24 protein-coding genes and 2 pseudogenes are annotated in these 26,461 nt (G+C 65.4%); 16 read left to right on the top strand and 10 right to left on the bottom strand.

Annotation, left to right across the window (positions count from 1 at the left end):
* Window positions 1-13: 13 nt before the first annotated feature.
* The 4 genes from BN972_RS01570 (at window position 14) to BN972_RS01555 (ending at window position 2,322) form a co-directional block, all read left to right on the top strand.
* Window positions 14-925, top strand: a complete 912-nt coding sequence (locus BN972_RS01570; protein ID WP_036352107.1) for a crotonase/enoyl-CoA hydratase family protein — start codon at window positions 14-16, stop codon at window positions 923-925.
* Window positions 926-988: 63 nt separating this feature from the next.
* Window positions 989-1,447, top strand: coding sequence for a DUF5078 domain-containing protein (locus BN972_RS01565; protein WP_036352104.1), 459 nt, complete (start codon window positions 989-991; stop codon window positions 1,445-1,447).
* A gap of 40 nt (window positions 1,448-1,487) precedes the next feature.
* The gene (locus BN972_RS01560; protein ID WP_036356227.1) at window positions 1,488-1,697 is read left to right on the top strand and encodes a hypothetical protein; all 210 of its coding nucleotides are present in this window, start codon (window positions 1,488-1,490) and stop codon (window positions 1,695-1,697) included.
* Between the two features lie 301 nt (window positions 1,698-1,998).
* Window positions 1,999-2,322, top strand: a complete 324-nt coding sequence (locus BN972_RS01555) for a hypothetical protein (RefSeq protein ID WP_036352100.1) — start codon at window positions 1,999-2,001, stop codon at window positions 2,320-2,322.
* A gap of 12 nt (window positions 2,323-2,334) precedes the next feature.
* Here BN972_RS01555 and BN972_RS01550 read toward each other — a convergent pair whose 3' ends face one another.
* The 3 genes from BN972_RS01550 to BN972_RS01540 all read right to left on the bottom strand — a co-directional run bounded on the left by BN972_RS01550 (window position 2,335) and on the right by BN972_RS01540 (window position 6,707).
* Complete coding sequence (locus tag BN972_RS01550) at window positions 2,335-5,298, bottom strand: MMPL/RND family transporter (RefSeq protein ID WP_036352097.1); 2,964 nt, start codon at window positions 5,296-5,298, stop codon at window positions 2,335-2,337.
* Complete coding sequence (locus BN972_RS01545; RefSeq protein WP_036352095.1) at window positions 5,295-5,855, bottom strand: MmpS family transport accessory protein; 561 nt, start codon at window positions 5,853-5,855, stop codon at window positions 5,295-5,297. The genes BN972_RS01550 and BN972_RS01545 overlap by 4 nt, the downstream gene beginning before the upstream one ends.
* A 168-nt stretch (window positions 5,856-6,023) precedes the next feature.
* A complete protein-coding gene (locus tag BN972_RS01540; protein WP_080696653.1) occupies window positions 6,024-6,707 on the bottom strand; it encodes a TetR family transcriptional regulator in 684 nt (227 codons plus the stop codon).
* Window positions 6,708-7,017: 310 nt separating this feature from the next.
* Here BN972_RS01540 and BN972_RS01535 point away from each other — a divergent pair, with 310 nt between their 5' ends.
* From BN972_RS01535 to BN972_RS01515, 5 genes are read left to right on the top strand one after another with little or no spacing between them, the layout of a single operon-like run.
* Complete coding sequence (locus tag BN972_RS01535) at window positions 7,018-7,440, top strand: MmpS family protein (RefSeq protein WP_080696770.1); 423 nt, start codon at window positions 7,018-7,020, stop codon at window positions 7,438-7,440.
* Window positions 7,437-10,334 (top strand): MMPL/RND family transporter, encoded by a 2,898-nt coding sequence (locus BN972_RS01530; protein WP_036352088.1) that lies wholly within the window; start codon window positions 7,437-7,439, stop codon window positions 10,332-10,334. Before BN972_RS01535 ends, BN972_RS01530 begins: the two co-directional genes overlap by 4 nt.
* A gap of 48 nt (window positions 10,335-10,382) precedes the next feature.
* The gene (locus tag BN972_RS01525) at window positions 10,383-11,057 is read left to right on the top strand and encodes a DUF1365 family protein (RefSeq protein WP_036352085.1); all 675 of its coding nucleotides are present in this window, start codon (window positions 10,383-10,385) and stop codon (window positions 11,055-11,057) included.
* Window positions 11,058-11,078: 21 nt separating this feature from the next.
* Complete coding sequence (locus BN972_RS01520; RefSeq protein ID WP_036352082.1) at window positions 11,079-11,642, top strand: sigma-70 family RNA polymerase sigma factor; 564 nt, start codon at window positions 11,079-11,081, stop codon at window positions 11,640-11,642.
* Window positions 11,639-12,343 (top strand): anti-sigma factor, encoded by a 705-nt coding sequence (locus BN972_RS01515; RefSeq protein ID WP_036352079.1) that lies wholly within the window; start codon window positions 11,639-11,641, stop codon window positions 12,341-12,343. Before BN972_RS01520 ends, BN972_RS01515 begins: the two co-directional genes overlap by 4 nt.
* On the opposite strand, the gene BN972_RS01510 is transcribed toward BN972_RS01515, so the two are convergent.
* The 3 genes from BN972_RS01510 to BN972_RS01500 are packed head-to-tail and all read right to left on the bottom strand — an operon-like array spanning window position 12,336 to window position 14,100.
* On the bottom strand, window positions 12,336-13,190 hold the full coding sequence (locus BN972_RS01510; RefSeq protein WP_036352077.1) for a hypothetical protein: 855 nt from the start codon (window positions 13,188-13,190) through the stop codon (window positions 12,336-12,338). The two genes, BN972_RS01515 and BN972_RS01510, sit on opposite strands and share 8 nt — an antisense overlap.
* A 9-nt stretch (window positions 13,191-13,199) precedes the next feature.
* Window positions 13,200-13,718: a mycothiol transferase gene (locus tag BN972_RS01505; RefSeq protein ID WP_036352075.1), complete on the bottom strand. Its 519-nt coding sequence runs from the start codon at window positions 13,716-13,718 to the stop codon at window positions 13,200-13,202.
* A gap of 10 nt (window positions 13,719-13,728) precedes the next feature.
* On the bottom strand, window positions 13,729-14,100 hold the full coding sequence (locus BN972_RS01500) for a VOC family protein (RefSeq protein ID WP_036352071.1): 372 nt from the start codon (window positions 14,098-14,100) through the stop codon (window positions 13,729-13,731).
* Window positions 14,101-14,147: 47 nt separating this feature from the next.
* Here BN972_RS01500 and BN972_RS01495 point away from each other — a divergent pair, with 47 nt between their 5' ends.
* The 4 genes and pseudogenes from BN972_RS01495 to BN972_RS01480 all read left to right on the top strand — a co-directional run bounded on the left by BN972_RS01495 (window position 14,148) and on the right by BN972_RS01480 (window position 18,450).
* A complete protein-coding gene (locus BN972_RS01495; protein WP_036352068.1) occupies window positions 14,148-15,872 on the top strand; it encodes an N-acyl-D-amino-acid deacylase family protein in 1,725 nt (574 codons plus the stop codon).
* Between the two features lie 96 nt (window positions 15,873-15,968).
* Window positions 15,969-17,459: a PPE family protein gene (locus tag BN972_RS01490; RefSeq protein WP_036352066.1), complete on the top strand. Its 1,491-nt coding sequence runs from the start codon at window positions 15,969-15,971 to the stop codon at window positions 17,457-17,459.
* 21 nt (window positions 17,460-17,480) lie between these two features.
* Window positions 17,481-17,890 (top strand): annotated as a pseudogene (locus BN972_RS01485) (pyridoxamine 5'-phosphate oxidase family protein).
* Complete coding sequence (locus tag BN972_RS01480) at window positions 17,887-18,450, top strand: carboxymuconolactone decarboxylase family protein (protein ID WP_036352063.1); 564 nt, start codon at window positions 17,887-17,889, stop codon at window positions 18,448-18,450. Before BN972_RS01485 ends, BN972_RS01480 begins: the two are co-directional and overlap by 4 nt.
* Here the strand turns inward: BN972_RS01480 and BN972_RS01475 are convergent.
* From BN972_RS01475 to BN972_RS01460, 4 genes and pseudogenes are all read right to left on the bottom strand, one after another.
* Entirely contained in the window at window positions 18,439-19,263 is an 825-nt protein-coding gene (locus tag BN972_RS01475; RefSeq protein WP_036352060.1) for an SDR family NAD(P)-dependent oxidoreductase, read from the bottom strand. The genes BN972_RS01480 and BN972_RS01475 overlap by 12 nt on opposite strands.
* 163 nt (window positions 19,264-19,426) lie before the next feature.
* Window positions 19,427-20,238 (bottom strand): annotated as a pseudogene (locus BN972_RS01470) (endonuclease domain-containing protein).
* 271 nt (window positions 20,239-20,509) lie between these two features.
* Complete coding sequence (gene groL / locus BN972_RS01465) at window positions 20,510-22,135, bottom strand: chaperonin GroEL (RefSeq protein ID WP_036352057.1); 1,626 nt, start codon at window positions 22,133-22,135, stop codon at window positions 20,510-20,512.
* 197 nt (window positions 22,136-22,332) lie between these two features.
* On the bottom strand, window positions 22,333-22,941 hold the full coding sequence (locus BN972_RS01460) for a TetR/AcrR family transcriptional regulator (RefSeq protein WP_390176170.1): 609 nt from the start codon (window positions 22,939-22,941) through the stop codon (window positions 22,333-22,335).
* Between the two features lie 104 nt (window positions 22,942-23,045).
* On the opposite strand from BN972_RS01460, the gene BN972_RS01455 reads away from it, so the two are divergent.
* The 3 genes from BN972_RS01455 to BN972_RS01445 are packed head-to-tail and all read left to right on the top strand — an operon-like array spanning window position 23,046 to window position 26,419.
* Window positions 23,046-24,602: an FAD-dependent monooxygenase gene (locus tag BN972_RS01455; protein ID WP_051544951.1), complete on the top strand. Its 1,557-nt coding sequence runs from the start codon at window positions 23,046-23,048 to the stop codon at window positions 24,600-24,602.
* Between the two features lie 5 nt (window positions 24,603-24,607).
* On the top strand, window positions 24,608-25,690 hold the full coding sequence (locus tag BN972_RS01450; RefSeq protein WP_051544948.1) for an alpha/beta hydrolase: 1,083 nt from the start codon (window positions 24,608-24,610) through the stop codon (window positions 25,688-25,690).
* Between the two features lie 9 nt (window positions 25,691-25,699).
* Window positions 25,700-26,419, top strand: a complete 720-nt coding sequence (locus BN972_RS01445; RefSeq protein WP_036352054.1) for a hypothetical protein — start codon at window positions 25,700-25,702, stop codon at window positions 26,417-26,419.
* Window positions 26,420-26,461 lie beyond the last annotated feature (42 nt).

Below are 26,461 nucleotides of genomic sequence, written 5' to 3'. Positions count from 1 at the left end.
TTCGCTTCGGGCTATGGCGACACCCGAATTCGAAACGCTGCTTTACCGCACGGCCGGCGCGGTGGCCACCATCACTCTCAATCGTCCGGAGCAGCTGAACACCATCGTGCCGCCCATGCCCGACGAGATCGAGGCAGCGATCGGATTGGCCGACGGGGACGACAGCATCAAGGTCATCGTGCTGCGTGGCGCCGGTCGGGCATTCTGCGCGGGCTACAACTTCGGCGAGGGCTTCCAGCATTGGGAAGACGTGATGAACACCGAGGGACGGTGGGATCCGGGCAAGGATTTCTCGATGGTGACGGCCCGGACGGGTCCGCATCAGAAGTTCATGGCGATCTGGCGCGCCACCAAGCCGGTGGTCGCCCAGGTGCACGGCTGGTGTGTGGGCGGCGGCAGCGACTACGCGCTGTGCGCCGACCTCGTCATTGCCAGCGAGGACGCCGTCATCGGCACCCCTTACAGCCGGATGTGGGGCGCCTACCTGACCGGGATGTGGATGTATCGGCTCAGTCTGGCCAAGGCCAAGTGGCACTCACTGACCGGCCGTCCGCTGACCGGTGTGCAGGCCGCCGAGATCGAGTTGATCAACGAGGCGGTCCCGTTCGAGCGGCTGGAGGCGAGGGTCGCCGAGATCGCCGGAGAACTGGCCCAGATCCCGCTGTCGCAGCTGCGGGCGCAGAAGCTGATCGTCAACCAGGCCTACGAGAACATGGGGCTGGCCTCCACCCAACTGTTGGGCGGCATTCTCGACGGGCTGATGCGCAACACCCCGGACGCGCTGGACTTCATCCGGACCGCCCAACACGACGGCGTGCGCGCCGCGGTCGAGCGCCGGGACGGACCGTTCGGGGATTACAGCCAGGCTCCCCCCGAACTACGGCCGAACCCGTCACACTTGATAGTTCCTGATCGCGATGGGTAGTAAGATCGGCTAGGAATTCGCCTGGGAATTCTTCGCGACTCCGAAAGTGTTACGGTAATCAATATGTCTCGGCTAAGTAACTTCCTTCGTGCAGGTGCGGTTTTCTTTGCGCTCGCTATCATCGCCGCGGTGTTTGCGGGGTCCTTCCCGAAGGCGGCGCTGGCCGATTCCACGGAGGATTTCCCGATCCCACGCAGGATGATCGCGACCACCTGCGACGCCGAGCAGTACCTGGCAGCCGTGCGGGATACCAGTCCGGTGTACTACCAGCGGTACATGATGGACTACAACAACCACGCCAACCTTCAGGAAGCCACGGTCAACAAGGCCCACTGGTTCTTCTCCCTGTCGCCGGCGGAGCGCAGGGACTACTCCGAGAACTTCTACAACGGTGACCCGCTGACGTTCGCCTGGGTCAACCACATGAAGATCTTTTTCAACAACAAGGGCGTCGTCGCCAAGGCCACCGACGTCTGTAACGGGTATCCGGCCGGCGACATGTCGGTCTGGAACTGGGCGTAACGGCATCGTGGGCGCACGGTGGTTGGGCCGCGTAGCGGCGATGGCGGCGGTCGTCCCGATTTCGATCCTGATCGGAAGCGCCCCGGCCCACGCGGACAGCGACCTCGGTAAGCAGTGCTCGCCGGAAGGCGCGAAAGTCTGGGGCAAACCCGGCCCGATCTACTGCGAGCGGCAGGCCGACGGGCAACTGCAATGGGTCTCCATTCCGGTCTCGGCCATGTGTGTGGCGTTCTGCGTCAACAACCCCTAACTGCTAGTCGTGCGGCTGAAGAGTTCCTGAGAATCTGGTCGGGTGATAACCCTCGCTGTTCATCCCGTCGGCGACTTCTCCGCAGGCGAATCAGACTGATAACCAGGGGAATAACGCCAGTCTCGCGGAAAAAGTATGGTTTGCGCGACCAGAAACAACCTGTGTACCGGGCCTGAGAAGATCAGGCCGACCCTTGCCGCGGCGGGGTACAGCTATCCATAATGGAACCTCCGGCCAGCCAAACATCCGCCAAGTGTGTGGGCGATGGATGCGACTGGTTCCGGAAGCTGGAGGTCATCGCATGAGCCAAACTACTGGCAACGGGATCCCTGGCACGCTGGCGGCCCTCGATTGGCAGGCGATCGAGTGCCAATCCGAATCCGGCTGCAGCAACCGAGCGACGTTCATCGTCCACCGGCACGCCGTGGACGCATGCAACCACCCCCACGTCGACCCGTTCGGGAACATCGTCGAGATTCTGTGCATCGCGTGCCTGTGGCGCGCCGAGGCCGAGGTGCTGGTGCAACTGGGCCAACTCCGCCGCTCGCCGGACGCCTCCTGCCTGACCTGCGGCGCGCCGGTCTCGGAGCTCAGCGACATCATGCGCGACGTCGCAGCCATCTAGCGGGGTCAGAACTCAGTAGTGCGGCCGCGCGGCCGGGACAGCGTTGGGCGGGTCGGACCGGTCCTCGTCCTGTCGCAGTAACGCACGGACGGCCGGGCGTGGTCCGAACGGCCGCAGCATCTGACTGGCCGGACGAGTCCGCACCTGGACCGGCCACCAGAACCAGCGCCCGAGCAAGGTGGCCACCGACGGTGTCATGAACGACCGCACGATCAAGGTGTCGAACAACAGACCCAGCGCAATCGTCGTGCCCACCTGGGCCATGACTTTCAATGGACTGAAGGCGAACGTGGCCATGGTCGCAGCGAACACCAATCCTGCCGAGGTGACGACGGACCCTGACCCGGCCATGGCGCGGATCGTCCCCGTCTTGAGCCCGGCGTGGACCTCCTCCTTCAACCGCGAAATCAGCAGCAGGTTGTAGTCCGACCCAACCGCCAGCAGCAGGATGATCGCCATCGCCAGCACCATCCAGTGCAGCTTCATGCCCAGGATGTACTGCCATAGGAGCACGGAGAGTCCGAACGAGGCGCCCAGTGACAGCAACACCGTGCCGACGATCACGAACGCCGCGACGACGCTTCGGGTGATCACCAGCATGATGATGAAAATCAGTGTGGCGGCAGAGATTCCGGCAATCAGCAGATCGATGTTGGAACCGTCATGCATGTCCTTGTACGTCGCGGCGGTGCCGCCGAGGTAGATCTTGGCGCCTTCCCAGGGTGTGCCTTTGATCGCCTCGTGCACGGCCTGCTTGATCGGTTCGATGTTTTTGATGCCTTCAGGCGTCGCGGGATCGCCTTCATGGGAGATGATCAACCGAACAGCGTGCCCGTCCGGCGATATGAACTGTTTGAGCCCCCGCTCGAAATCTGGGCTCTGGAACGCCTCCGGCGGAAGGTAGAACGTGTCGTCGTTCTTGGCCCTGTCGAATGCATCCCCTTGGGCGGTGGCGTTGTCGGCCTGCGCCCTCGCCTGCGCGTTGAGTCCCTCAGTGATCGCATAGTTCGACATGATGGTGTCGAGGTTGCGCTGCTGGCTCTCGATTTGCGGGGGTATCAAGGCCACGAGCTGGGGCTGAATCGCGTCCAGCCGGTCCAGATTCTGGCTCAGGCTCAGGATGTTCTGCGCCACTTGGTCGATGCCGTCGAGCGCATTGAAAATCGACCGAAGCGCCCAGCAGATAGGGATGTCGTAGCAGTGTTTCTCCCAGTAGAAGTAGCTACGAATCGGCCGGAAGAAATCGTCGAAGGTGGCGATGTCGTCACGCAACGCCTCGGTGATCTTCACAGTTTCTTTGGTGAGCTTGGTGGTCTCGTGCGTCGTGTTGCTGAGGTCCTGGGTGACCTGCATCTGCTGATGCAGCGTTGCCATCGTCTTGCGCAACTCGTCCGCCTGGTTCAGCAAGTTATGCGCCTGCTCGTCCTGGTAGTGCTGGGTCTGAAGCCGCGCGGCGGCTTGAGCGCCCATCTGAAAACCAAGGGTGCTGTGGTCGAGCGGCGTGCCCAGCGGCCGGGTGATGGTCTGCACGCGGCCGATACCGGGGATGTGGAAGACCGCTTTGGCGACCTTGTCGAGCACGAGGAAGTCAGCCGGGTTACGCAAGTCATGATCGGTCTCGATCATCAACAGTTCGGGATTGAGCCGCGCCTGGTCGAAGTGCCGGTCGGCGGCCGCGTAGCCGATGTTGGCTGGAGTGTCTGCCGGTAGGTAATGCCGGTTGTCGTAGTCCGTCTTATAGCCGGGCAAAGCGAGCAGACCAATCAGTGCGACCACGATGGTCACCGCGAAAACCGGTGCGGGCCAGCGGACGATGGCGGTGCCGATGCGACGCCAGCCCCGGGTCTGCAGCTTGCGCTTCGGATCCATCAGCTTGAAAAACGAAGCCACCGTCAGCAACGCCGGGCCCAGCGTCAACGCCGCAAGGACCGCAACCAGCATGCCGACGGCACAAGGTACGCCGAGTGACTCGAAGTACGGTAACCGGCAGAAGCTCAGGCAGTACATTGCGCCGGCGATGGTCAGTCCCGATCCCAGCACGACATGCGCGGTGCTGTGGAACATGGTGTAAAACGCTTGTTCGCGGGTCTCACCCACACCGCGGGCCTCCTGATAACGGCCTACGACAAAGATCGCGTAGTCCGTGCCGGCGGCGATTGCCATAAGCACCAGCATGTTGTTGGCGAACGTGGAAAGGCCCATAACGCCGTAGTTGCCCAGCGTCGCGACGACGCCGCGGGCCGCAGCCAGCTCGATGAAGACCATGGCCAGCATGATCAGCATGGTGACGAGCGACCGGTAGACGTAGAGCAGCATCAGCATGATCACCAGGATGGTGATGAGGGTGACCACCATGACGCCCTTCTCCCCGGCGTGGGACTGGTCGGCGAAGAGCGGACCCGCACCGGTGACGTGGGCCTTGATTCCCGGCGGGGCGGGCACCGAGTCCACTATCTTGCGGAGGGCCTCGGCAGACTCGTTCGCCATTGGGCCACCCATGTTGCCGGCGAGGTAGACCTGGACGTATGCGGCTTTTTGATCGTGGCTCTGAGAGCCCGCCGCCGTCAGCGGGTCACTCCAGAAATCCTGTACGTGCTGAACGTGTTTCGTATCCTGCTCGATGCGCCTGACGATCTCGTCGTAGTAGCGGTGCGCCTCGGCCCCGAGCGGCTTGTCGCCTTCCAGCAAGATCATGGCCGAGTTATCCGAATCGAACTCTCGGAATGTCGATCCCACCCGCGTCATCGACTGAACAGATGGCGCGTCGGTCGGACTCATCGACACCGAGTGGGTCTTGGCGACGACCTCCAGCTGCGGGGACACGGTGTTGGTGACAAAGACGATCGCCAACCATATGAGCACGATCGGCAGCGCCAGCCGGTGAATCATCCGCGGCAGGAACGGCGGGATCAGAGGCTGGTCGACACGCGGCGGGCCCGGATTGGCTTCGGCGGGCTGGGAGGCGGTCTCGCTCATGCGGTCTTGTCCAAGCAATAGACGAAGGCATTCACGGTTTCGTTGGGGGGCGACTGGTTTGGAGCCTTGATGACGTCCCCGCGCCCGTCGTTGTTGTTCACCAGGAACCTGCAGGCGATCCAGCTACCGGTTCCCTGCGCCATCAGGTTGGCCGGAATCCCGGGCTTGGTTGACTTCAATACGGTCTTCCACGGTAGGGGCACGTCGAGAGCCTGCTGCGGATGCGAGTTCTCGTCGAGGTAGTTGATGGTCGCCCTGCTGCCCGGTGAACCCCAGACTTCAAGTGTGATGGTCTTGGGGTTGAACTGGTCGATGACGTCACCGGATGAGCCGCCACCGAACGTACCTTCCCGAACGCCGAAGACATTGTGCAGTCGGTGGACCACGAATCCCGACAGCGCGACAACGGCCACGATGGTGAGGATCAGCCAGAACCGGGTGACGAGCTTCGAAAGACCTCTGCGCTTGGGTCGCTGGGGGCTTGCTGGCGTCTTGCTTTCGGCGCGAGCAGACTCCGGCAACGTCAACGGCTCGGTCCGTGGCTCGGTCGTCGTCATGGGCGCTTTCCTAACCATTACGAGAGCCGCCAACTAGTTAGCCTATATGTCAACTTAGCTACCCTAACCTAATGCACAACCAAGTGCGAGATCTTGACGTAGTGCACAAAGGCTCTGTGTGACAAGACCTTCGGCAAACAGTGTCCCGGTAGCCAGCTCGCGCGCTCGTCATCGGGACCCCGGGATCGAACCGATGCAGGTCGCGCTCAGCACCCGCTTGAGCGCCGGGCCGAACTCGATGTTCCACTCTGGCGGGAGAACCTCCGGTTCCTCCTCGTAGACGTCCGAGATCTTCGCCGGCGGGTTGGCGATCTGCCAGAACGCGGCGGCCAGCGAGTAGGCGGCAATCAGGACATCAAAGGATCCCGAGCGCCCCAGGACCGGCAGTGCCCGCTCAATGGCGTCGGCAATGGCGATCGCCGCGGCCGAAATGGTTCGCCGGATCTCGATGACTCGCTCGATTTCCACTTCGTGCTCGAGGTGCAGATGAAGATTGGCAAGCAGGTCACAGAACAGGGGGTCGGCGGCCAAGCCGTTGGCCAACACGTCGGCGACCTGCGCCGCGGAGAGATCGGGCTCACTCAATTTCTCGCAAACGGTGCCCGACCATTTCACCCAACCCTCGGCGGCAAGATGTAGCAGGACCTCTTTGTGCGAGGTGAAGTAACGGCGCACGGCCGAATAGTGAATTCCGGCGCGGCTGGCCACCGCCGTCAACGTTACCGAGGCGACCCCAGTTTCGATGGCGAGTTCGCGCGCAGCCTCGACGAGGGCGGCCGCGCGTTGGCGCTTGTTCTCCTCCGTGCGGGCCCGCCGGAATGCAAGTTGCGCCACTGGCCGAGGATAACGCACATGGTGTGATTTGCATAACGCACATGGTGTGATTTGTGCTGGTAGAACGAGTTTGGTCGCTTCTTTTACGCACGTGATATGCGTTACACTCGTCGAGCAGGACGAAGGAGTCGGCGGACGGGCCCGGTAGCCATGATTTACTTAGGTAAGGCTTGGTTTGTGTCACCGTCGAGGGCGGCCGATTCGAGGTGACTCAGAAGGACCTGGCGCGGGTGCGAATACCGCGATCTCTGAACAAGTTCGGACCTGTGCGCGCGGGTTCCGTCCGCCGAAGTGTTGCCGACCGATGAAAGGACCTGCGATCTTCAAGGTGCTGGCGCGGGCGTGGATCCCCCTGGTAGTCCTGGCGGTGGTGATCGTCGGGGGATTCACCGTGCACCGGGTCCGCGGCTTCTTCGGCTCCGAGAAGCGCGAGTCCTACGCCGACAGCAACCTCGACAACAGCAAGCCCTTCAATCCCAAGGAACTCACCTACGAGATCTTCGGGCCGCCCGGGACAGTCGCCGATATCAGCTACTTCGATGTGAATTCCGACCCGGTGCGGGTGGACGGAGCCGTGCTGCCCTGGACGCTGCATGTCACGACGAATTTGGCGGCAGTGATGGGAAATATTGTGGCGCAGGGCAATAGCAACAGCATCGGTTGCCGGATCACCGTGGACGGCGTGGTGAAGGCGGAACGGGTTTCCAACGAGGTCAATGCCTATACCTACTGTCTGGTGAAATCCGCGTGAGCGTCCAATACGCGAACGATCCCGACAATCTCCGTACGCACACCGAAAGGCCGCTGGCCGCAAGGCTTATCCATTCGCTGGCCGTGCCTATCATTCTGGCCTGGCTGGCGCTGTGCGTCGTGCTCAGCGTCTTCGTGCCCTCCTTGGAGGTGGTCGGGCAGGAACGCTCGGTATCCCTGAGCCCGCAGGAGGCGCCGTCCTTCGAAGCGATGGCCAGGATCGGCAAGGTGTTCCAGGAGGGGAACTCCGACAGCCAGGCGATGCTCATCCTCGAGGGCAAAGACCGTCTCGGCTACGAGGCGCACCGGTATTACGACAATCTGATTCGTAAGTTGCGGGCGGACAAGCACGTTCAGAGCGTGCAGGACTTCTGGGGTGATCCGCTCACGGCGGCGGGCGCCCAGAGCAACGACGGCAAGGCCGCTTACGTCCAGTTGGCGCTGGCCGGCAACCAGGGTGAGCCACTGGCCAACGAATCCATCGATGCCGTTCGCAAGATCGTCAAGGAGACACCGGCTCCGCCGGGTATCACCACTTATGTCACCGGCGCCGCCGCGCTCGCTTCGGACATGCACACCGCGGGTGACAAGTCCATGGTCAAGATCACCGCCACCACCGTCGCGGTGATCTTCGTGATGTTGATGTTCGTCTACCGCTCGGTCGTCACCGTCATCGTGCTGCTGCTGACGGTCGGCGTGGAATTGACGGTGGCGCGCGGTGTCGTTGCGGTGCTGGGGCACAGCGGGGCGATCGGCCTTTCCACGTTCGCCGTAAGCCTGCTGACGTCACTGGCCATCGCGGCCGGCACCGACTACGGAATCTTCATCTTCGGCCGATATCAAGAGGCCCGCCAGGCCGGTGAGGACCGGGAGACCGCGTTCTACACCATGTATCGCGGAGTCGCCCACGTCATCCTGGGCTCCGGGCTGACAATCGCCGGCGCCACCTTCTGCCTCAAATTCGCACGGATGCCGTACTTCGAAACTCTCGGCATCCCCTGCGCGGTAGGGATGTTCGCCGCGGTGGTGGTCGCGTTGACGCTGGGTCCCGCCGCGCTGGTCGTCGGCAGCCGTTTCGGACTTTTCGATCCCAAGCGGCTGCTCAAGGTGCGCGGCTGGCGCCGGGTCGGCACGGTCGTCGTGCGCTGGCCGCTGCCGGTGCTCGCCGCGACATTGGCCATCGCTTTGGTGGGGTTGCTTGCATTGCCCGGCTACCGGACCAATTACAACGACCGGGCGTATCTACCGACCGACATTCCGGCGAACGAAGGGTTCGCGGCCGCCGACCGCCATTTCTCCCAGGCCCGGATGAAGCCCGAGATCGTCATGATCGAGTCCGATCATGATCTGCGCAATCCCGCGGACTTTCTGGTCCTGGACAAACTGGCCAAGAGCATTTTCCGGGTCCCGGGCATCTCCCGCGTGCAGGCGATCACCAGGCCAGACGGAACCGCCATGGAGCACACCTCAATACCGTTCCAGATCAGCATGCAGAACGCGGGTCAAGTCCAGACCATGAAGTACCAGCGGGAGCGCATGGACGACATGCTCAAGCAGGCTGACGAGATGGCCAAGACGACCGCGCTGATGAAGCGTATGTACGCCCTGATGACACAGCTCGTCGACAACACGCACAGAATGGTTCAGGACACGGTGGAGATGCAGGAGATCACCACCGAATTGCGGGACCATATTGCGGATTTCGACGATTTCTGGCGGCCGGTCCGGTCCTACTTCTATTGGGAGAAGCATTGCTTCGACATCCCGATCTGCTGGTCACTGCGGTCGATATTCGACGCACTCGACGGGCTGGACCAGATCGACGAGAGACTGAACGTCCTGGTTACCGACATCAAGAACCTGGACCGGCTGATGCCACAGATGGTCGCCACTTTCCCGCCGATGATCGAAACCATGGAAAGCATGCGGACCATGATGCTGACCATGCACAGCACGATGAACGGCATCTACAGCCAAATGGACGAGATGAGCGAGAATGCCAACGCCATGGGCAAGGCGTTCGACGCGGCCAAGAATGATGATTCGTTCTACCTGCCCCCGGAAGTCTTCAAGAACAAGGACTTTCAGCGGGCCATGAAGTCCTTCCTGTCGCCCGACGGGCACGCGGCACGGTTCATCGTGCTGCACCGGGGAGACCCGCAGTCCGCCGACGGCATCGCCAGCATCAACAAGATCCGCACCGCCACCGAGGAGGCGCTGAAAGGCACTCCCCTGGAAGACTCCAAGATCTACGTGGCGGGCACCGCCGCGGTGTTCAAGGACATCTCCGAGGGCGCCAACTGGGACCTGCTGATCGCGGGGATTGCCTCGCTGTGCCTGATTTTCATCATCATGCTGATCCTGACCCGCGCCTTCATTGCCGCCGCCGTCATCGTCGGCACGGTGGCGCTGTCCCTGGGCGCCTCGTTCGGGCTGTCGGTGTTGTTCTGGCAGCACATCCTGGCCATCGACCTGCACTACATGGTGATGGCGATGTCGGTGATCGTGCTGCTGGCCGTGGGTTCCGATTACAACCTGCTGCTGGTATCTCGGTTCAAGGAGGAGATCCATGCCGGCCTGAAGACCGGCATCATCCGGTCGATGGGCGGCACCGGCAAGGTGGTGACCAACGCGGGCCTGGTGTTCGCGTTCACCATGGCGTCGATGGCGGTCAGCGACCTGCGGGTGGTCGGTCAGATCGGAACCACGATCGGCCTGGGTCTGCTGTTCGACACGCTGATCGTGCGTTCGTTCATGACCCCATCGATCGCCGCGCTGTTGGGCCGCTGGTTCTGGTGGCCGATGCGGGTGCGTTCCCGTCCGGCCCGTAGCGCGGCGCTGCCCCGCGACGATCAGCCCACCGATCGAATGATGGCCCTCAGCAGCGAACGCTGACACCCGGCGCCCGACCATCCGGACGGGCGCGCGCTCCGAATACTGGGTATGCAGCAGACAGCGGCGCCCGTGGTGTATAGGACCACCATCAGGCACGCGCGCCGCGTCCCGGTGCACCGGTCGGTCGAATACCGCAGTTACAGCTGGTATGTGGACATCGACCGACTTCCTCGCCTGCCGTGGTGGGTGCGGCCATTCGCACGCCTTGACGGCTCGCTACGCCAACGACTGGAAGGGCTATTCGCCGATCGGGATATCGCGCTACCCGACGGACCCATCACTGCCCTCCTGCAGGCGAGCGGATTCGGTTACGCCGCCAACCCGTTGAGCATCTTCTGGTGCCATGACCGTGCCGGTCAACTACGCCATGTGGTGGCCGACATGCACGACGGCCATGGCGGTCGCCGCACGTACCTGCTACCGCCCGCCGACGGCCTGGTGTTGGTCCGCGAGCAGTCGTCGGTCTCGCTGAATCCGGGGGCGCCCCACTACCTGGTTTCGGCGCCGCAACCCGGGCGGGCGGTGGACATCCGGGTATCGCGGCACCATGGTCGCCGACTGACGTTCACCGCTGCGCTACGCGGTGAGCGCTTGCCGGCGCCGGCATCGCGAATCGCGGTCCTGCATCTCCTTTCGCCGCTGGCGCCGCTGATCGTGACTTCCCGCGTCCGAATGCAGGGATTCAAAGCCTGGCTACGCCGGGTTCCAGTGGTGCGGCAATGAGTCGGGCTAGGCTACCGAGCGATGGATGGACCCCTGCAGACCAGCAGCGACCTGGACGCCTTGCTGCGCCGGGTCGCCCGCGGGGACAACGCCGCGTTCGCCGCGTTCTACGACCAGACCAAGACCCGGGTGTACGGACTGGTGACCAGGGTGTTGCGTGATGGCGGGTACAGCGAGGAGACCACCCAGGAGATCTACCTCGAGGTGTGGCGTACGGCGGCTGACTTCGATTCGGCCAGGGGCTCCGCGCTGGCCTGGCTGTTGACCATGGCGCATCGGCGCGCCATCGACCGGGTACGCAGTGAGCAGGCCGGCAGTCAACGCGAAACACGTTATGGCGTAACCAATCTCGAGCCCGCCGCCGATGTGGTCGCGGACTCGGCAATCGCCGGCGACGAGCGGCGCCGCGTGCTGCAATGTCTGGAAGGGTTGACCGACACGCAGCGCCAGTGCATCGAGATGGCCTATTACGGCGGGCTCACATACGCCGAAGTGTCGCAGCGGCTGGCCGCGAACCTCTCGACGATCAAGTCGCGCATGCGTGATGCGCTACGTGGCCTCCGCAACTGTCTGGACGTGTCATGACCACTCCCGATCACTTCGAGTTGCTCGAGCTCGCCACGCCGTACGCGCTGCACGCCATGTCTGACGCCGAGCGTGCGGATATCGACGCTCGGCTCGCGGCGGCACCCGGCCCGCTCGCGGCTGCCTTTCACGAGGAGGTGCGTGCCGTGCGCGAGACAATGGCCTTGGTGGCTTCCGCCAACGCCGCCGAGCCGCCGGACCGGCTGCGCGCGGCGGTCCTGGCCGGAGCCGCCTCCGCGAAGCCCGATGCCGGCCGCCAAACTCGATGGCGAAACACCATCCTCGCGGCCGCCGCGGCGGTCGTGATCGGACTGGGCGCGTTCGGTCTAGGGACGTTGACTCGGCCGCCCGCTAAACCGACGATGGCCGAGCAAGTGCTGGCGGCGCCGGATGTGCGCACGGTTTCCCGACCGCTTGGTCCCGGGACGGCGACAGTCATGTTCTCCCGAGACCGCAATGCCGCCGTTCTGGTGATGAACAACGTCCCGCCGCCCGCGCCAGGCACGGTGTACCAGATGTGGCTGGTCGGAGCCAACGGCCCGACGTCGGCCGGCACCATGGGTACTGCCGCTGTGTCACCGTCGACGAAAGCGATGCTGGATGATCTGGGCAGCGCAACGGGCCTGGCGTTCACCGTCGAGCCCGGCACCGGATCAGCACAGCCCACCGGCACCATGCTGGCCGAGCTGCCGCTCAGCTAGTACGGCGTCCGGCTAGGCCGCCCGTCACCGCCACCAGCACGCCGAGCAGCACCAGACCCACGCCGGCACCCAGAGTCAGGTTGAACCAGAGGTGCAGGCTGCTTTCGGCGTGCCCGACCAGCACGTCGGCGACCCGACGAATGTCGCCCGTGGTCCGGTTGAGCGCCACGTTGAGGTAGCGGGTGGCCATCTCCAGGCCAGCCCATCCGGCCGCGCCGGCAAGCAATGCCGAGATGCCCAGTCCGGTGAGCGCCTTGCCCCGGCGGCGCGCCAGCAGCAACGTCAGCAACCCGGACACCACGCAGACAGCGGCCGCGCCGTGGCTCAACCACGGACCCCACACGCCCCACCGGTGCAGTTCGCCCTGCCGCAGCGGCTGGACATCGGTGACAGTCAGCGGGACCGTCAAGGTTTCGGGCACAGTGACGTGGTAGCCGTTCAATGTCTCCTGCAGCGAGCTGTCTTTGAGCATCGGGGCCACGTCGATGACCAACTGATCGCCGCCGGCTTGCGGAGCGCTGAACAGCCATCGGTGCGCTGCCCGGTTCACCTGGGCGAACAGCGGGGGGAACGCCGGGCCGCTGGTGAAGACGTTCGCGACGAAGCGGATCCGCGAGCTGTCCACCGACGCGGTTCCGCCGCTGCGCTCGGCGATGAGGGCCGTGGCCCGGGCGGTCAGTTCAGCCGCCATGGCCGCCTGGAGATTGGGATCCTGCGCGGCACGTTCGGCCAGTAGCGTGTAGCCGTCCTCGTCGACGACGTGGTACTGCGCCCACACCGCGGGGACGGCGACAGCCAGCGCAACGGTAGCGGCCAGCCAGCAGACCAGGGCCCCGAGGAAGCGCACGCGAGGAATCTACTGTGCGATGCCCCGTAGGTACGCCGCCTGCCCGAGGTGCTGTGCGCAGTCGTCGATGATGCTGATCAGCCGCGCGCTCGCCGTCACCGGCGGATCCCAATTGGTGTCCACAACGCGTGCGAGTTCGTCCGGGGTCACCCCGGCGACGTACTCCAGCGTGAGCTCGTGCACCGCGCGGTAGTACCCGGCCAGGAGCTCGGCGGGGGCATGCACCTTGGCCACGTCGTCGGGGCTGTGCCCATAGCCGGTGTCGTTGCGCGGCAGGTCGAGCCCGAACCGGTCCACCCAGCCGTCGCGGTGCCACACCTGTTCGACGCCGGCGATGTCGGCCAGCTGAATGTCCTGTACCCGCGCGCTGTGCCACACCAGCCAGGCGATGCTGTTGGCGTTGGGCGCCGGGCGGTAGTCGGCGACCGCGTCGCTGAGGCCGTCGGTGACCTCGTCGGCGTGCTCGATCAGTCGGGTGAACGCGTCCCGCAGGAGTTCCTGCGCGGCAGCGGCATCAGAGGTGGCCATCTACCCGACCCTACGGGCCGCCGTGCCAGACCGCCTCGACGTTGTTGCCGTCGGGGTCGCGTACGAAGGCGCCGAAGTAGCCCGGGTGGTATTCCGGCCAGAGCCGCGGCGCATGCAGCGACTCGGCGCCGAGGCCGACGGCCGCATCGTGGAAGGCGCGCACCTCGTCCTCACCGGCGGCCTGGAACGCGACATGGATTTCCCGGTTGGGCCCCAGGCCCGTACCGTCGGCGATCCAGAACGCCGGATGACCGTCGCGGCCGTAGCCGATGGCCTCGCCGAAATCCAGCTGCCGTGAATAGCCGAGCACGCCGAGCACGGTGTCGTAGAAGTGCTGCGATTTGGGGTAGTCGGCGCAGTTGATACCGAAGTGATCGATCACAAGGCCGATCCTGGCACGAGGCACCGACACGGTCGTAGATTGTTTAGGTGAACTATGACCTTTTCATCCGCAACGGCACCATCGTCGACGGTTCCGGAGGTGAGCCGTACGTCGGCGATGTAGCCGTGCGGGACGGTCTCATCGCGGCGGTGGGCACCGTGCGTGGCGAGGCGGCCCGGGAGATCGATGCCACCGGCCTGCTGGTCACTCCGGGCTTCGTCGATCTGCACACCCATTACGACGGCCAGGCCATCTGGTCGGACCGGCTGACACCGTCCTCGGCGCACGGGGTGACCACGGTGGTGATGGGCAACTGCGGGGTCGGCTTCGCGCCGTGTCGTCAGGAAGATCACGACGTCCTGGTCGACGTGATGGCCGGCGTGGAGGACATCCCCGGCGTGGTGATGACCGACGGTCTGCCGTGGACGTGGGAGACGTTCCCGGAGTTCATGGACGCGCTGGAGGCGGGCGAGCGCGATATCGATGTCGCTGCGTATCTGCCGCATTCGCCGCTACGGGTGTTCGTGATGGGCCAGCGCGGCGCGGACCGCGAGCCGGCCACGCCGGAGGATCTGGCGACAATGCGGCGACTGGCCCAGGAGGCCATCGAGGTCGGGGCGCTGGGATTCGCGTCGTCCCGATTGACCATCCACAAGACCGAGAGCGGCGCGGCGATCCCCAGCTACGACGCCGCCCGCGAGGAGATCGAAGAGATCGCCCGGGGCGTGGCCGACGGCGGCGGCGGACTGCTGCAATTCGTGCCCGACATTCCGGCCGGGGGCTACCAACCCGTGCTGCAGACCGTCTTTGACGTGGCTGAAGACGTCGGGCTGCCGGTGACATTCACGCTGATCGTCGGCAACACCGGGGATCCGTTCTGGCCGGACGCGATCACGATGGTCGAGAAGGCCAACGCCGCGGGCGGTGACATCACCGCGCAGCTGTTGCCCCGCCCGATCGGGCTGATCATCGGCCTGCAGCTGTCCGCCAACCCGTTCGTGCTCTACCCGAGTTACCGGGAGATTGCCGACCTGCCGCTGGCCGAGCGCGTTGCCGAGATGCGCAAGCCGGAAGTCCGGGCCCGCATCCTGGCCGACAAGCCCGGCACCGGGCATCCGATCCTGTATGTCGCGCAGGCCTGGGACTGGATCTACCCGCTCGGCGACAACCCCAACTACGAGCCGTCGCCCTCGGACAGCATCGGCGCCCGGGCTCGCGCCCGCGGGGTCAGTCCACTCGAGGAGGCATACGACCGTCTCCTCGACGACGACGGCCGGGCCATGCTGATGGTCGCCATGAGCAACCTGGAGAACAATTCGCTGGACACCGTTGGCAAGCTTCTGCACCGCGACGACGTGGTGCTGGGGCTGGGCGACGGCGGCGCGCACTACGGCATGATCTGCGACGCCAGCTACTCCACGTACTTCCTGGCGCATTGGGCGCGGGACCGCGCGTCGGGGCGGTTCTCGATCAGCGAAGCCGTCCGCGAACTCACCGCCGTACCGGCACGGGTGGCCGGGCTGTTCGATCGCGGCCGGATCGGCGTCGGCTACAAGGCGGACCTGAACGTGATCGACCACGCCGCGCTGCGACTGCACAAGCCGATAATCACCCATGACCTCCCCGCGGGCGGCCGGAGGCTCGACCAGACAGCCGACGGATACGTGGCGACGGTCGTGTCCGGCGAGATCATCGCGGAGCACGGGGTCCCGACCGCCGCCCGTCCCGGTCGACTCATTCGGGGTCGGCAGCCCGCACCTTTGCCGGTCTGAGGTTCTTAAGGCCGAGCGTCTGAGCGCCTTAGAATTCGCTGCACAGGTATATCCAATCCGCCCACGTTAGCGGCCTTCGGCGGGTAGGTTGAGTTGGTGACAAGCCCGCATTTCGCGTGGTTGCCGCCAGAAATCAACTCGGCACTGATGTTCGCCGGTCCCGGCGCGGGACCGCTACTGGCGGCTGCCTCAGCGTGGAGCGGTTTGGCCGAAGAGTTGGCTTCGGCGGTGTCATCCTTCGGCCAGGTTACCGAGGAATTGACCAACGGATCCTGGCAAGGGGCTTCGGCCGCAGCCATGATGGTCGTCGCAACGCAGTACATGGGATGGCTGAGCGCGGCGGCGGTCCAGGCGGAGCAGGCCGCCGCTCAGGCGACGGCGACGGCGACGGCATTCGAGGCCGCGCTGGCCGCGACCGTGCAGCCCGCGGTCGTTGCAGCAAACCGTGGCCTGGTGCAAATGTTGGCATCGACCAACTTTTTCGGCATGAACTGGCCGGCGATCATGGACACCGAATCCGCCTACGAGCAAATGTGGGCGCTGGACGTGGCCGCGATGGCGAACTACCACTTCGACGCATCGGCGGCGGCCGCCCAGCTGGCGCCGTGGCAGCAGGTGCTGCGCAACCTCGGCATCGACATCGGCAAGAACGGGCAGATCAACTTCGGCTTCGGCAACACCGGCAGCGGGAACATCGGCAATTACAACGTCGGTAACAACAACCTCGGCAGCGGTAACACCGGTAGCAGCAACATCGGTAGCGGCAACACCGGCAGCGGCAATATCGGCATCGGGAACACCGGCAACAACAACCTCGGATTCGGCAACCTCGGAAGCAACAATCTGGGCTTCGCGAACACCGGCAGCGATGCGTTCGGCTTCGGCCTCACCGGTGACAACAAGTTCGGCTTCGGCGGCTTCAACTCCGGCAGCGGCAATACCGGGTTTGGGAATTCCGGCACCGGTAACACCGGGTTCTTCAACTCCGGAAACGGCAACTTGGGCGTCGGCAACTCCGGTTCGTTGAACGCCGGTCTGGGCAACTCCGGAACCATCAACGGCGGCTTGGGCGGCGCCATGAACTACTGGCGCTCAGGGTTTACCGACGGCCTGGGCAATATGGTCGGTGCCGAGGGACTGGCCAACTCGGCGCATTACGCGACCGGCGGGTTAGGCACGGCTGCGCTGAGCTCTGGACTGCTGGGGTCTGCTCTGGCCAACACCGGCGGGCTGCACTCCGGCTTGGTGGGCGCGTTGAACTCGGGACTGCCCTCCGCAACTGCCGTGGCCCCGGCCAGCGCCACAGGGCCCGTCGTCGACTCCGGCAGCCCGGGGACCGTGACAGCCAACCCGACCAGCAGTGCGGCGGCCAACGCGGGCCTGCGGACCTCCTCGGGGGCCCCAGTGACCGGCTTCGTCAGCCCCGGCAACGCCGACCCGAGCGTGCGGACCCTGGGCCGCGACTCAGGCATCGGCAACGCGAACCTGCCGAACTCGGGGATCCCGAAGTCCAACTTCTACCCGGGTGCGGAACGCGACACGGGTGATCAGAGCCGGATCATCAAGTTCCCGATCCGGTCGGAGTAGCGCGCGGCCTATTCTCGGCTCATGGGTGCGAAAACCGCGAAAAAGGTGGACCTCGAGCGGCTGGCGGCAGCGCTGCCCGACTTCCCGTTCGGCTATCTGGTCAGCGTCGACGACGACTACCGCGTGCACACGGTCACGGTCGAGCCGACGCTGCGCGGGGCCGTGCTGGACGTGGGGATGGTCGGTGGGGAACCCGCAGGAACCTGGCCCGACGCGGCTCGGTCACCGTGCTGTGGCCGCCGGCCGAGCCGGGCGGTTACTCGCTGATCGTCGACGGCACCGCCGAAGTCTCCGACGACAACCCCGACGCCGACACCGCCCATTGCGTGGTGGTGCCCACCCGCGCGCTACTGCACCGCAATGCCGACGCCCCATCGATGGCTAAGGGCTGCCTGCACGACTGCGTGGTGTTCTCGGTGCCGGCTCAGTGAGCCGGGTAGAACCGCTCGCTCCGCCGTGGAGTGAAGAAGACGCCGCCGGCATCAACAGCTGGGGTCACCCGGACCGGAGCTACGAGCCACTGCTGTTGGTGCGTTGCCTGCAGCGCCATCCGACGCTGGCCGCCCGGCTACGCAAACTTGGCGAATCGCTGTACGTCGCCGCACTGTTGCCAGCCCGCACGCGCACGATCGCCATATTGCGGGTCTGCGCGCTGGTGGGTTGTGCATACGAATGGGGCGGCCAGGCCGCATTCTGGGGACCCATCGCGGGGGTCGCTTTCGAGGAGTGCGACGCCCTGGTGACCGGTGGAGCGGACGACCCGCGGTGGACCCCGGCCGAGCGCACTCTGATCGCGGCAGTGGACGAGCTGGAGCGCACCGGCTCGTGGTCTGAGGCGACTTGGACAGGCCTAGGGCACTTCCTTGACGACGAACAACGTATCGAGTTGCTCACCGCCGTCGGCTGGTACCGAACCATCTGCACACTGTGCAACGCGCTGGCCCTCTCCCCGGAGGGCTGGATGCGGCGCTGGCCTGGTTCAGCTGACTGAGAAGTCCCGCTTCAGCGCCGGGTGCTGGCTTTTCAATAGCGGCAGTAGCAGCCGTCGCGGCATGAACTGAAACAGGCGCGCGCTGACTTGGCTGGGCAGCCCGGGCAGCACCGTGCCCTTATCGCTGTCGAGTGCGTCAACTCCAGCGCGCGCCACCTCCCGCGACGGCACCCACATGAATTTGGGGAAAGCGTCGGCGAAAGTCCGCTCATCCATACCGGCCTTTACCAAGAACTCGGTGCGAACGGGTCCCGGGCACAGCAGCGCGACGGTGATGCCGGTGCCCGCGAGTTCACCACGCAACCCCTCGGTGTAGGAGTGCACGAATGCTTTGCTGGCGGCGTAGCCCAGCTGCCCGGGGAACGGGTGAAAGCCGGCGGTGGAGCCGACATTGAGGATCGCGCCGCGGCTGCGCGGCACCATCTGTTGGACGGCGCGGGTGCACAGGTCGACGACCGCCTCGACATTGACGCGCACCTGCGCGATCTCTTTGTCGACTTCCGTCTTCGTCACCGACCCGATGGTGCCGATGCCCGCATTGTTGACCAGGATGTCGACGGTCAGCCCACGGCTTTCGATGTCGTCGAACAGCTGAGCTCGGGCGGCGGCGTCGGAGATATCACAGCTGATGACCTCCGCGCGGACATTCTCGCCGAGTTCATCGGCCAGCTCACGCAACCGGTCTTCCCGGCGGGCGACCAGCGTGACGCCGTAGCCACGGTGCGCGAGCTCGCGCGCGATGTCGGCGCCAATGCCCGAGGACGCGCCCGTGACGACGCCGGTATTGCTGAGTGAGGGAGGCGGAAGGGGCACGCGTACAACCTACTGGTGGTGACTGAGGGCTGCTGTCGGTCGCTTGGCTGCGGCTTTCATGTTTATCGCCGAGCGTGGGCCTTAGGTACGAGATCCAGCCCTCACACCGCCACAAGCCCCACGCTCGGCAGGCCTGACCCCCGCCTCCCCTCCGAGCGTGGGATTAAGTAGGAGAACCGGCCCTAACACCGCCACATGCACCACGCTCGATGAGCTTGGCCCGCACACGCTCGACGATCGCGTCGGTTGCCGTGCCAGCATTTGCGCACTCACCCTGATCACCGCCCAGCCCGCCGCTTCGAGCAGCGCAATTCGCTCGATATCCCAGGCCCGCTGATCCGGGTCGTCCCAGTGCTGTATCCCGTCGTACTCGACAGCGACCTGCCACTCCCGCCAACCCATGTCGACTCTGATGCGCCGCCTGTGTAGACCGCGGAGCTCGATCTGCGTCTCGGGCTTCGGCAGGCCAGCACCTACCAGCAGCAGCCGCACCCTCGTCTCCTGCGGCGACTCCGCGCCGGCGTCCGCCAGATCCAGCGCGGCCCGCAGCCACCGAACTCCGCGGCGGCCGGGGTGACGGTCGGCCAATGCGAAGACGTCCGCAGGCTTGGTACCCGTGGCCCTAAGCAGAGCGTCAAGGATTGGCACCGCCGGCACGACCGGGATTGCGCAGCCGATATCAAAGGCGGTACGCGCCGGCGTCGTCACCCGCATGCCCCAGCGGTTGCATACCTCGTCCTCCGCCAACCGAGAACTGCGCACCACAATCCCTCGAGGACTGTGCCGGTCAGCCCGCGCAATTTCCGCAGGCGCTTCGTCGTCGAGCCATTTCGTGCCGAATATCGCCGCAGCCGACTGGCCCGCTAGTACCGCACCCGTGGACAGCCAGGCCGCCCTGGCTTTGATGGCCGCCGTCAGCTTCACCTCCCTGCGGAGATAGACGTCGCGGAACACCACGCGGTATCGCGTGCGCAACTCATGGCGCGTCACGTTGCCGAACCGCAGCGCGTGGCTCCCGACGAAGGGCGTGTCGTCCACGGGGTCATGTTGCGTGCGGGATCGCGACCGTGTGTGCGGCGAGCATCCACGCTGTGGACAACTCATCGAACGTGGGCCTTATGGACGCGCAGATGCGAATTCGCCTACCGGAGGCCCACGCTCGGCGACACACGCGCGAGAACAGCGCGAACGAAAAAGCCCGGCCCCCTCAGGGACCGGGCTCTTTCGTTGACTTAGCGGACTCGATCTAGAAGTCCATACCGCCCATGCCACCGGTCGGGTCGCCCGCCGGAGCGGCCGCCTTCTCCGGCTTGTCGGCAACAACGGCCTCGGTCGTCAGGAACAGGCCCGCGATGGACGCGGCGTTCTGCAGCGCCGAACGAGTCACCTTCACCGGGTCGGCAACGCCGGCCTTCAGCAGGTCCTCGTACTCACCGGTGGCGGCGTTCAGACCGGTCCCGGCGTCGGAGTTGCGCACCTTCTCGGCCACCACACCGGGCTCCAGCCCGGAGTTGAAGGCGATCTGCTTCAGCGGAGCCTCGAGCGCCACGCGCACGATGTTGGCACCGGTCGCCTCGTCGCCCTTGAGGTCGAGCTCGGCCAGAGCCGGAGCCGCCTGCAGCAGGGCCACGCCACCGCCGGCGACGATGCCCTCCTCGACGGCCGCCTTGGCGTTGCGAACAGCGTCCTCGATGCGGTGCTTGCGCTCCTTGAGCTCCACCTCGGTGGCAGCACCGGCCTTGATCACCGCAACACCGCCGGCCAGCTTGGCCAGGCGCTCCTGCAGCTTCTCGCGGTCGTAGTCGGAGTCGCTGTTCTCGATCTCGGCGCGGATCTGTGCCACCCGTCCGGCGATAGCGTCGGCGTCACCGGCACCCTCGACGATGGTGGTCTCGTCCTTGGTGATGACGACCTTGCGGGCCTTGCCGAGCAGCGAGATGTCGGCGTTCTCCAGGGTCAGGCCGACCTCTTCGCTGATGACCTGACCACCGGTGAGGATGGCCATGTCCTGCAGCATCGCCTTGCGACGGTCACCGAAGCCGGGGGCCTTGACCGCCACCGACTTGAAGGTGCCGCGAATCTTGTTGACGACCAGGGTGGACAGCGCCTCGCCCTCGACGTCCTCGGCGATGATCAGCAGCGGCTTGCCGGCCTGGATGACCTTCTCCAGCAGCGGCAGCAGGTCCTTGACGGTCGACACCTTGCTGGAAACCAGCAGGATGTAGGGGTCCTCCAGGACGGCTTCCTGACGCTCGGCGTCGGTGACGAAGTAGCCCGAGATGTAACCCTTGTCGAACCGCATGCCCTCGGTGAGCTCGAGCTGCAGGCCGAAGGTGTTGGACTCCTCGACGGTGATGACACCCTCGTTGCCGACTTTGTCCATCGCCTCGGCGATCAGGTCGCCGATCGACTGGTCGCCCGCGGAAATACCCGCGGTGGCCGCGATCTGCTCCTTGGTCTCGACGTCCTTGGCCGAGCTGAGCAGGGTCTGGGTGACCTTCTCGACGGCCTTCTCGATGCCGCGCTTCAGGCCCAGCGGGTTGGCGCCTGCGGCAACGTTGCGCAGGCCCTCCTTGACCAGCGCCTGTGCCAGCACGGTGGCCGTCGTGGTGCCGTCACCGGCCACGTCGTCGGTCTTCTTGGCGACTTCCTTGACCAGCTCGGCGCCGATCTTCTCGTACGGGTCCTCCAGCTCGATCTCCTTGGCGATGGACACACCATCGTTGGTGATCGTGGGAGCGCCCCACTTCTTCTCCAGGACGACGTTGCGACCCTTGGGCCCCAACGTCACCTTTACCGCGTCGGCAAGGCTGTTCAAGCCCCGCTCGAGGCCGCGACGGGCCTCTTCGTCGTACGCAATTGTCTTGGCCATTGCGAAGTGATTCCTCCGGATTGGGAATGACGGGTCACCAGGGCGACCCCGTTACTTACGCTGGCCGGGCGCAGTGCCCGCGACGGACGACCAGAGTGGCCTCACCGTCCCGACCTAGCACTCGCCGGTCGCGAGTGCCAACGTCATTCTTAGCACTCGCCTATGCCGAGTGCAAGAAAGGGGGCTGGCGTTCGCGGTCAGCCCGCCCACATCAGGTCGCCGTCGACATAACGCTGCAAATTTGGCGCCAGCGCCGCGACCACCTCTCGCTCGCTCATCGAGGCGATTGGCTCGATCTTCCAGATGTAGCGCATCAGCCCGAACCCCATCAGCTGCGACGAGATGAGCCCGCTGCGCACCAGGCGATCACGTTCGTCGCTACCGATGTGCGAAACACCCATCAAGCTGCTTGCCACGACACGCGCCAATTTCTCCCGTGTGGTCTTTTCATGCGCCGCGGTCTGCAGGATGGCCCGCAGCGTCGGCCCGATCTCTTCGTCGGCCCAGTTCTCGAGCAACACTTCCGCCAGCGCCCCGCCGAGTTGCTCGGGGGGCGTGGTCCACACCTTGGCGACGTTGTCCAGAAATTTCTGGGGCGGGTTGGTCGCGGCGTCGAGCAGGCCCTCTTTGGACCCGAAGTAGTGATAGACCAGCGCGGGATCGACATCCGCGGCGCGCGCCACGGCCCGAATGGTGGTTCCGGCCCACCCGTGCTGCGCGAACTCGTCCCGAGCGGCGGCAACGATTCTCGCCGACAGGACGCCGCGCTCGTCACGCGGACCGGGCGGCATCGTCTTCCTCGCCATGAGTTTCATCCTAACGTGAGATTCCTCTTGCGTTGAAACTAGTTTCACCGTAGCGTGAGACTCAGTTCGAGTTTCAACAATGCGTGAAAAAGGGAGTCCCGCCGATGCCCACTTTCCGAGACCCCGACGTGGTGATCGTCGGCGCCGGACCCGTCGGCCTGGTCGCAGGCTGTGAACTCGCCCGTCGTGGCGTGTCCGTCCGGGTAATCGACAAGCTGCCCCAACCCACCAGCCAGTCCCGCGCCATCGCGGTGCATGCCCGCAGTCTGGACATGTTCGACCGAATAGGAATCGTCGACGAATTGGTCAGCACCGGAATCAAGGCCATGGCCATGCAGCTCTACGCCGGGCATCGCAAACTCTTCCGTGTCCCGCTCGGCGGGGTGGAGGGGGCCTTCCCCTTCACGTTGACGACCGCTCAGACCGAGACCGAGCGTGTGCTGGACGCGCGCCTTCGGTCACTCGGGGCGGCCGTCGAGCGCGGCGTCGAGCTCGTCGGGCTCACCCAGGACGACGACGCCGCACAGCTGACGCTGCGGCACCTGAACGGCTCCATCGAGCGCGTCCGCGCCCCCTGGGTAATCGGCGCCGACGGGGGTCACAGCGCAGTGCGCCGACTGGTCGGGACCAAACTCGAGGGTTGCTTCGAGGGTGAACGATTTGTGCTCGGCGATGTTGACGCCGAGCACCGGCTAGACCTGGACTCCATGCACACCTTCTTCTCCGCGGACGGTCCCGTGGTGGTGTTGCCGATGCGAGACGGCCGCATGCGATTCCTCGCCCAGGTGCGGGCCGCAACCGGCACGCCGATCGACGCGACTCAAGAAGCGCTGCAGGCGATCCTCGATCGGCGTATCGGCGGCATCAGACTGACGCGGTCGCACTGGCTGACCAGTTTCGAGGTCCGCCACGCGCGGGTGCCGGCATACCGCTGGGGCCGGGTGTTCCTGGCCGGCGACGCGGCCCACATCCACAGCCCGGCCGGCGGTCAGGGCATGAACACCGGCATGCAGGACGCGTTCAACCTGGCCTGGAAGCTGGCCGCGGTGATTCACGACGACGCCGGTGACACCCTGCTCGACAGTTACCAGGCCGAACGTCTCCCGGTGGCCGACGCGGTCATCGCGTTCACCGACCGGCTCACCCGGGCGGGCACCATGTCGGGTCTGCCGAGTCGGATCCGCAACGCGGTGGTGCGGGTGGTCTCCCACGTCCCCGCCGCCCGCCGTGCCATGGCCAACACCGCCGAGGAAACAAATCTTGCCTATCGCCACAGCCCGCTTGCGGTGGGCCGGCGCCCTCGGCACGCAAAGGTAGCGGCCGGCGATCACATCCCTCCGGTGCCCGACGCCGCGGTGCAGAAGCAGTTGAGCGCCGTCCAGGCCACCGCTCATGTGGTCCTGACCGTCGCGGCTGGCGAGGAGGCCCCTGCACCGGCACCGGCGGGCCTCGGCCAGGTGCAGGTGCTGGTGACCGACGGCGACGCCTCGGTAGGGGGTTACGACACCGTCATCGCCGATCCCGCCGGGGTCATCGCACGCCGGTTCGGTCTGCGCAACGGCGGCCGGGTCGTCATCCGCCCGGACGGTTACCTGGGCGCCGTCACCTCCCTCGACGACACCACCACCATCGTCGACTACTTCACCACCCTCAGGAGCTGATAGCCATGTACACCTACGACATCGCCGCCGCGGATATGTTCATCGACCGCACCCACCAATTCGAGAAGTTCGGCATCCCCCTTGCCGACATCGAGCGGGTTCGCAATGCCACGACCGATATGTGGGCCGACGCCCCCGGCGGCTGGCCGCACGAGTGGTCGAAGCTTGCCGGGGAATACGCCGCGCGGGGTGACCATTACCTGGCGTCGCTGACCTACGGTTGCGCGAAGTTTCCCTGCCTGAACGGCCCGGCCCGGACCCGGGCGATGCAGCATCAGCTCGAGCAGTTCCAGCTGGCGGCCCGGGACTTTCCGGTGGCCTTCGAGCGCCGCATCATCACGGTCGGCTACCGGGACGGCACCGTAGAGGTGCCGGTCCACCTGTACTCCGCCGACGCTGACTACGCGGCGCGGCCGGTCCTGATCGCCAGCGGCGGCGTGGACAGCTGGAAGATGGACCTTCATCCCTGGTGGGTTGGGTTCACCCGCAACGCGGGTGTGACGACACTGGCATTCGACCATCCCGGCACGGGTGAGACGGCGATTCCGCTCGACGAACACGCCGACGACGTGATCGTTGGGATCGTTGAGTACGCCCGAGCGCTGGGCAACGGCCTCATCGCCCACTTTGGCGCCTCGTTCGGCGGGAACTTCTCCGCGATGTCTGGGCTGAGCGGCATCGTGGACGCCGCGGTCGATCTGGGCGGTCCGGTCATCGACTCGTTCACACCCGAGCACGTCGGCAAGCTGCCCTACGGAATGCACGACATCGTCGGCAATGCCATGCACTGGGACCACTCCCCGACCGTAACCGAGCTCAGCGCCGGCCTGGCACGCCTGAACCGTCGCAAACTGCTTGCGCAGCAACGTAATTCGGCTATGTTGGTGGTCAACGGCGCCGATGACTACTTCATCCCGCAGTCGGACACGCTGGTGTTCGAGAGCCGACTGAGCACCGAAGTGCACCTCATCGAGGGCACCGGACACGTGGCGATGAGCAAGGCGCCCGAAGTGGTGCCGATGATCATTGCCTGGCTGCGTAACGTCTTCACCGAAGCGACCCTGGACGCGGCCCCAGCCCGGACCTAACGTTTACCGATGACCGGCCTGCTCGACTCGGTGTTCGACGCGCACGGCGGGCTGGCCCGCTGGCGGGAGGTCCGCGAGGTTCAGGCGACCATCGTCAGCGGCGGCAAGCTCTTTCAGCTCAAAGGTCAACCGCAAGACCCCACGCCACGCCGAATGACCGCGGCGCTGCATCGCGAGTGGGCGGCGCTGCATCCCTTCGGCGCGCCGGATCAACGGACGGATTTCACGCCCCAGCGCATTGCGATCGAGACGCTGGACGGCCGGATTGTCTCGGAGCGCAAGAATCCGCGGGATTCGTTCGCCGGGCACCAACTCGACACCCCGTGGGATCCGTTGCAGCGCGCCTACTTCAACGGCTATGCGATGTGGACGTACCTCAACTCCCCATTTCTGATGGCACTGCCCGGGGTCACCGTCACCGAGATTGCACCCGTCGAGGACCGCGGTCAGCGGTGGCCGGGACTTCAGGTGCGCTTCCCGAAGACCCTGGCCAGCCACTGCCCGCTGCAGGAGTTCTACTTCGACGCCGACCGCCTGTTGTGCAGGCACGACTACCGCGTCGACATCGCCGGCGGTTTCGCCGCGATCCAATACGTCTCGGAGATGGTCCGGGTGGACGGCTTCGCATTCCCCACCAAGCGCCGGGCGTTTCGCTGCGGCAGGGACGGCCGACCGATGCCCGACGAGTTGATGGTGTCCATCGACCTGAGCGACTACCGCGTGAACTGAGTCGCGCCCGCGGGCGCACCAGGGTGAAACACCCCCCGCGAG

The organism is Mycobacterium asiaticum DSM 44297 (genome assembly GCF_000613245.1).
Lineage (GTDB): Bacteria > Actinomycetota > Actinomycetes > Mycobacteriales > Mycobacteriaceae > Mycobacterium > Mycobacterium asiaticum.
Note: the sequence above shows the minus strand (reverse complement) of the source record. Positions and strands in the feature narration are given on the sequence as shown.

What these genes read in the sequence shown, in the direction of transcription:
- BN972_RS01570 (WP_036352107.1), top strand. Translation starts at nt 14, where the DNA reads ATGGCGACACCCGAATTCGAAACGCTGCTTTACCGCACGGCCGGCGCG.
- BN972_RS01565 (WP_036352104.1), top strand. Translation starts at nt 989, where the DNA reads ATGTCTCGGCTAAGTAACTTCCTTCGTGCAGGTGCGGTTTTCTTTGCG.
- BN972_RS01560 (WP_036356227.1), top strand. Translation starts at nt 1,488, where the DNA reads ATGGCGGCGGTCGTCCCGATTTCGATCCTGATCGGAAGCGCCCCGGCC.
- BN972_RS01555 (WP_036352100.1), top strand. Translation starts at nt 1,999, where the DNA reads ATGAGCCAAACTACTGGCAACGGGATCCCTGGCACGCTGGCGGCCCTC.
- BN972_RS01550 (WP_036352097.1), bottom strand. Translation starts at nt 5,298, where the DNA reads ATGAGCGAGACCGCCTCCCAGCCCGCCGAAGCCAATCCGGGCCCGCCG.
- BN972_RS01545 (WP_036352095.1), bottom strand. Translation starts at nt 5,855, where the DNA reads ATGACGACGACCGAGCCACGGACCGAGCCGTTGACGTTGCCGGAGTCT.
- BN972_RS01525 (WP_036352085.1), top strand. Translation starts at nt 10,383, where the DNA reads ATGCAGCAGACAGCGGCGCCCGTGGTGTATAGGACCACCATCAGGCAC.
- BN972_RS01520 (WP_036352082.1), top strand. Translation starts at nt 11,079, where the DNA reads ATGGATGGACCCCTGCAGACCAGCAGCGACCTGGACGCCTTGCTGCGC.
- BN972_RS01515 (WP_036352079.1), top strand. Translation starts at nt 11,639, where the DNA reads ATGACCACTCCCGATCACTTCGAGTTGCTCGAGCTCGCCACGCCGTAC.
- BN972_RS01505 (WP_036352075.1), bottom strand. Translation starts at nt 13,718, where the DNA reads ATGGCCACCTCTGATGCCGCTGCCGCGCAGGAACTCCTGCGGGACGCG.
- groL (WP_036352057.1), bottom strand. Translation starts at nt 22,135, where the DNA reads ATGGCCAAGACAATTGCGTACGACGAAGAGGCCCGTCGCGGCCTCGAG.
- BN972_RS01460 (WP_390176170.1), bottom strand. Translation starts at nt 22,941, where the DNA reads ATGGCGAGGAAGACGATGCCGCCCGGTCCGCGTGACGAGCGCGGCGTC.
- BN972_RS01455 (WP_051544951.1), top strand. Translation starts at nt 23,046, where the DNA reads ATGCCCACTTTCCGAGACCCCGACGTGGTGATCGTCGGCGCCGGACCC.
- BN972_RS01450 (WP_051544948.1), top strand. Translation starts at nt 24,608, where the DNA reads ATGTACACCTACGACATCGCCGCCGCGGATATGTTCATCGACCGCACC.
- BN972_RS01445 (WP_036352054.1), top strand. Translation starts at nt 25,700, where the DNA reads ATGACCGGCCTGCTCGACTCGGTGTTCGACGCGCACGGCGGGCTGGCC.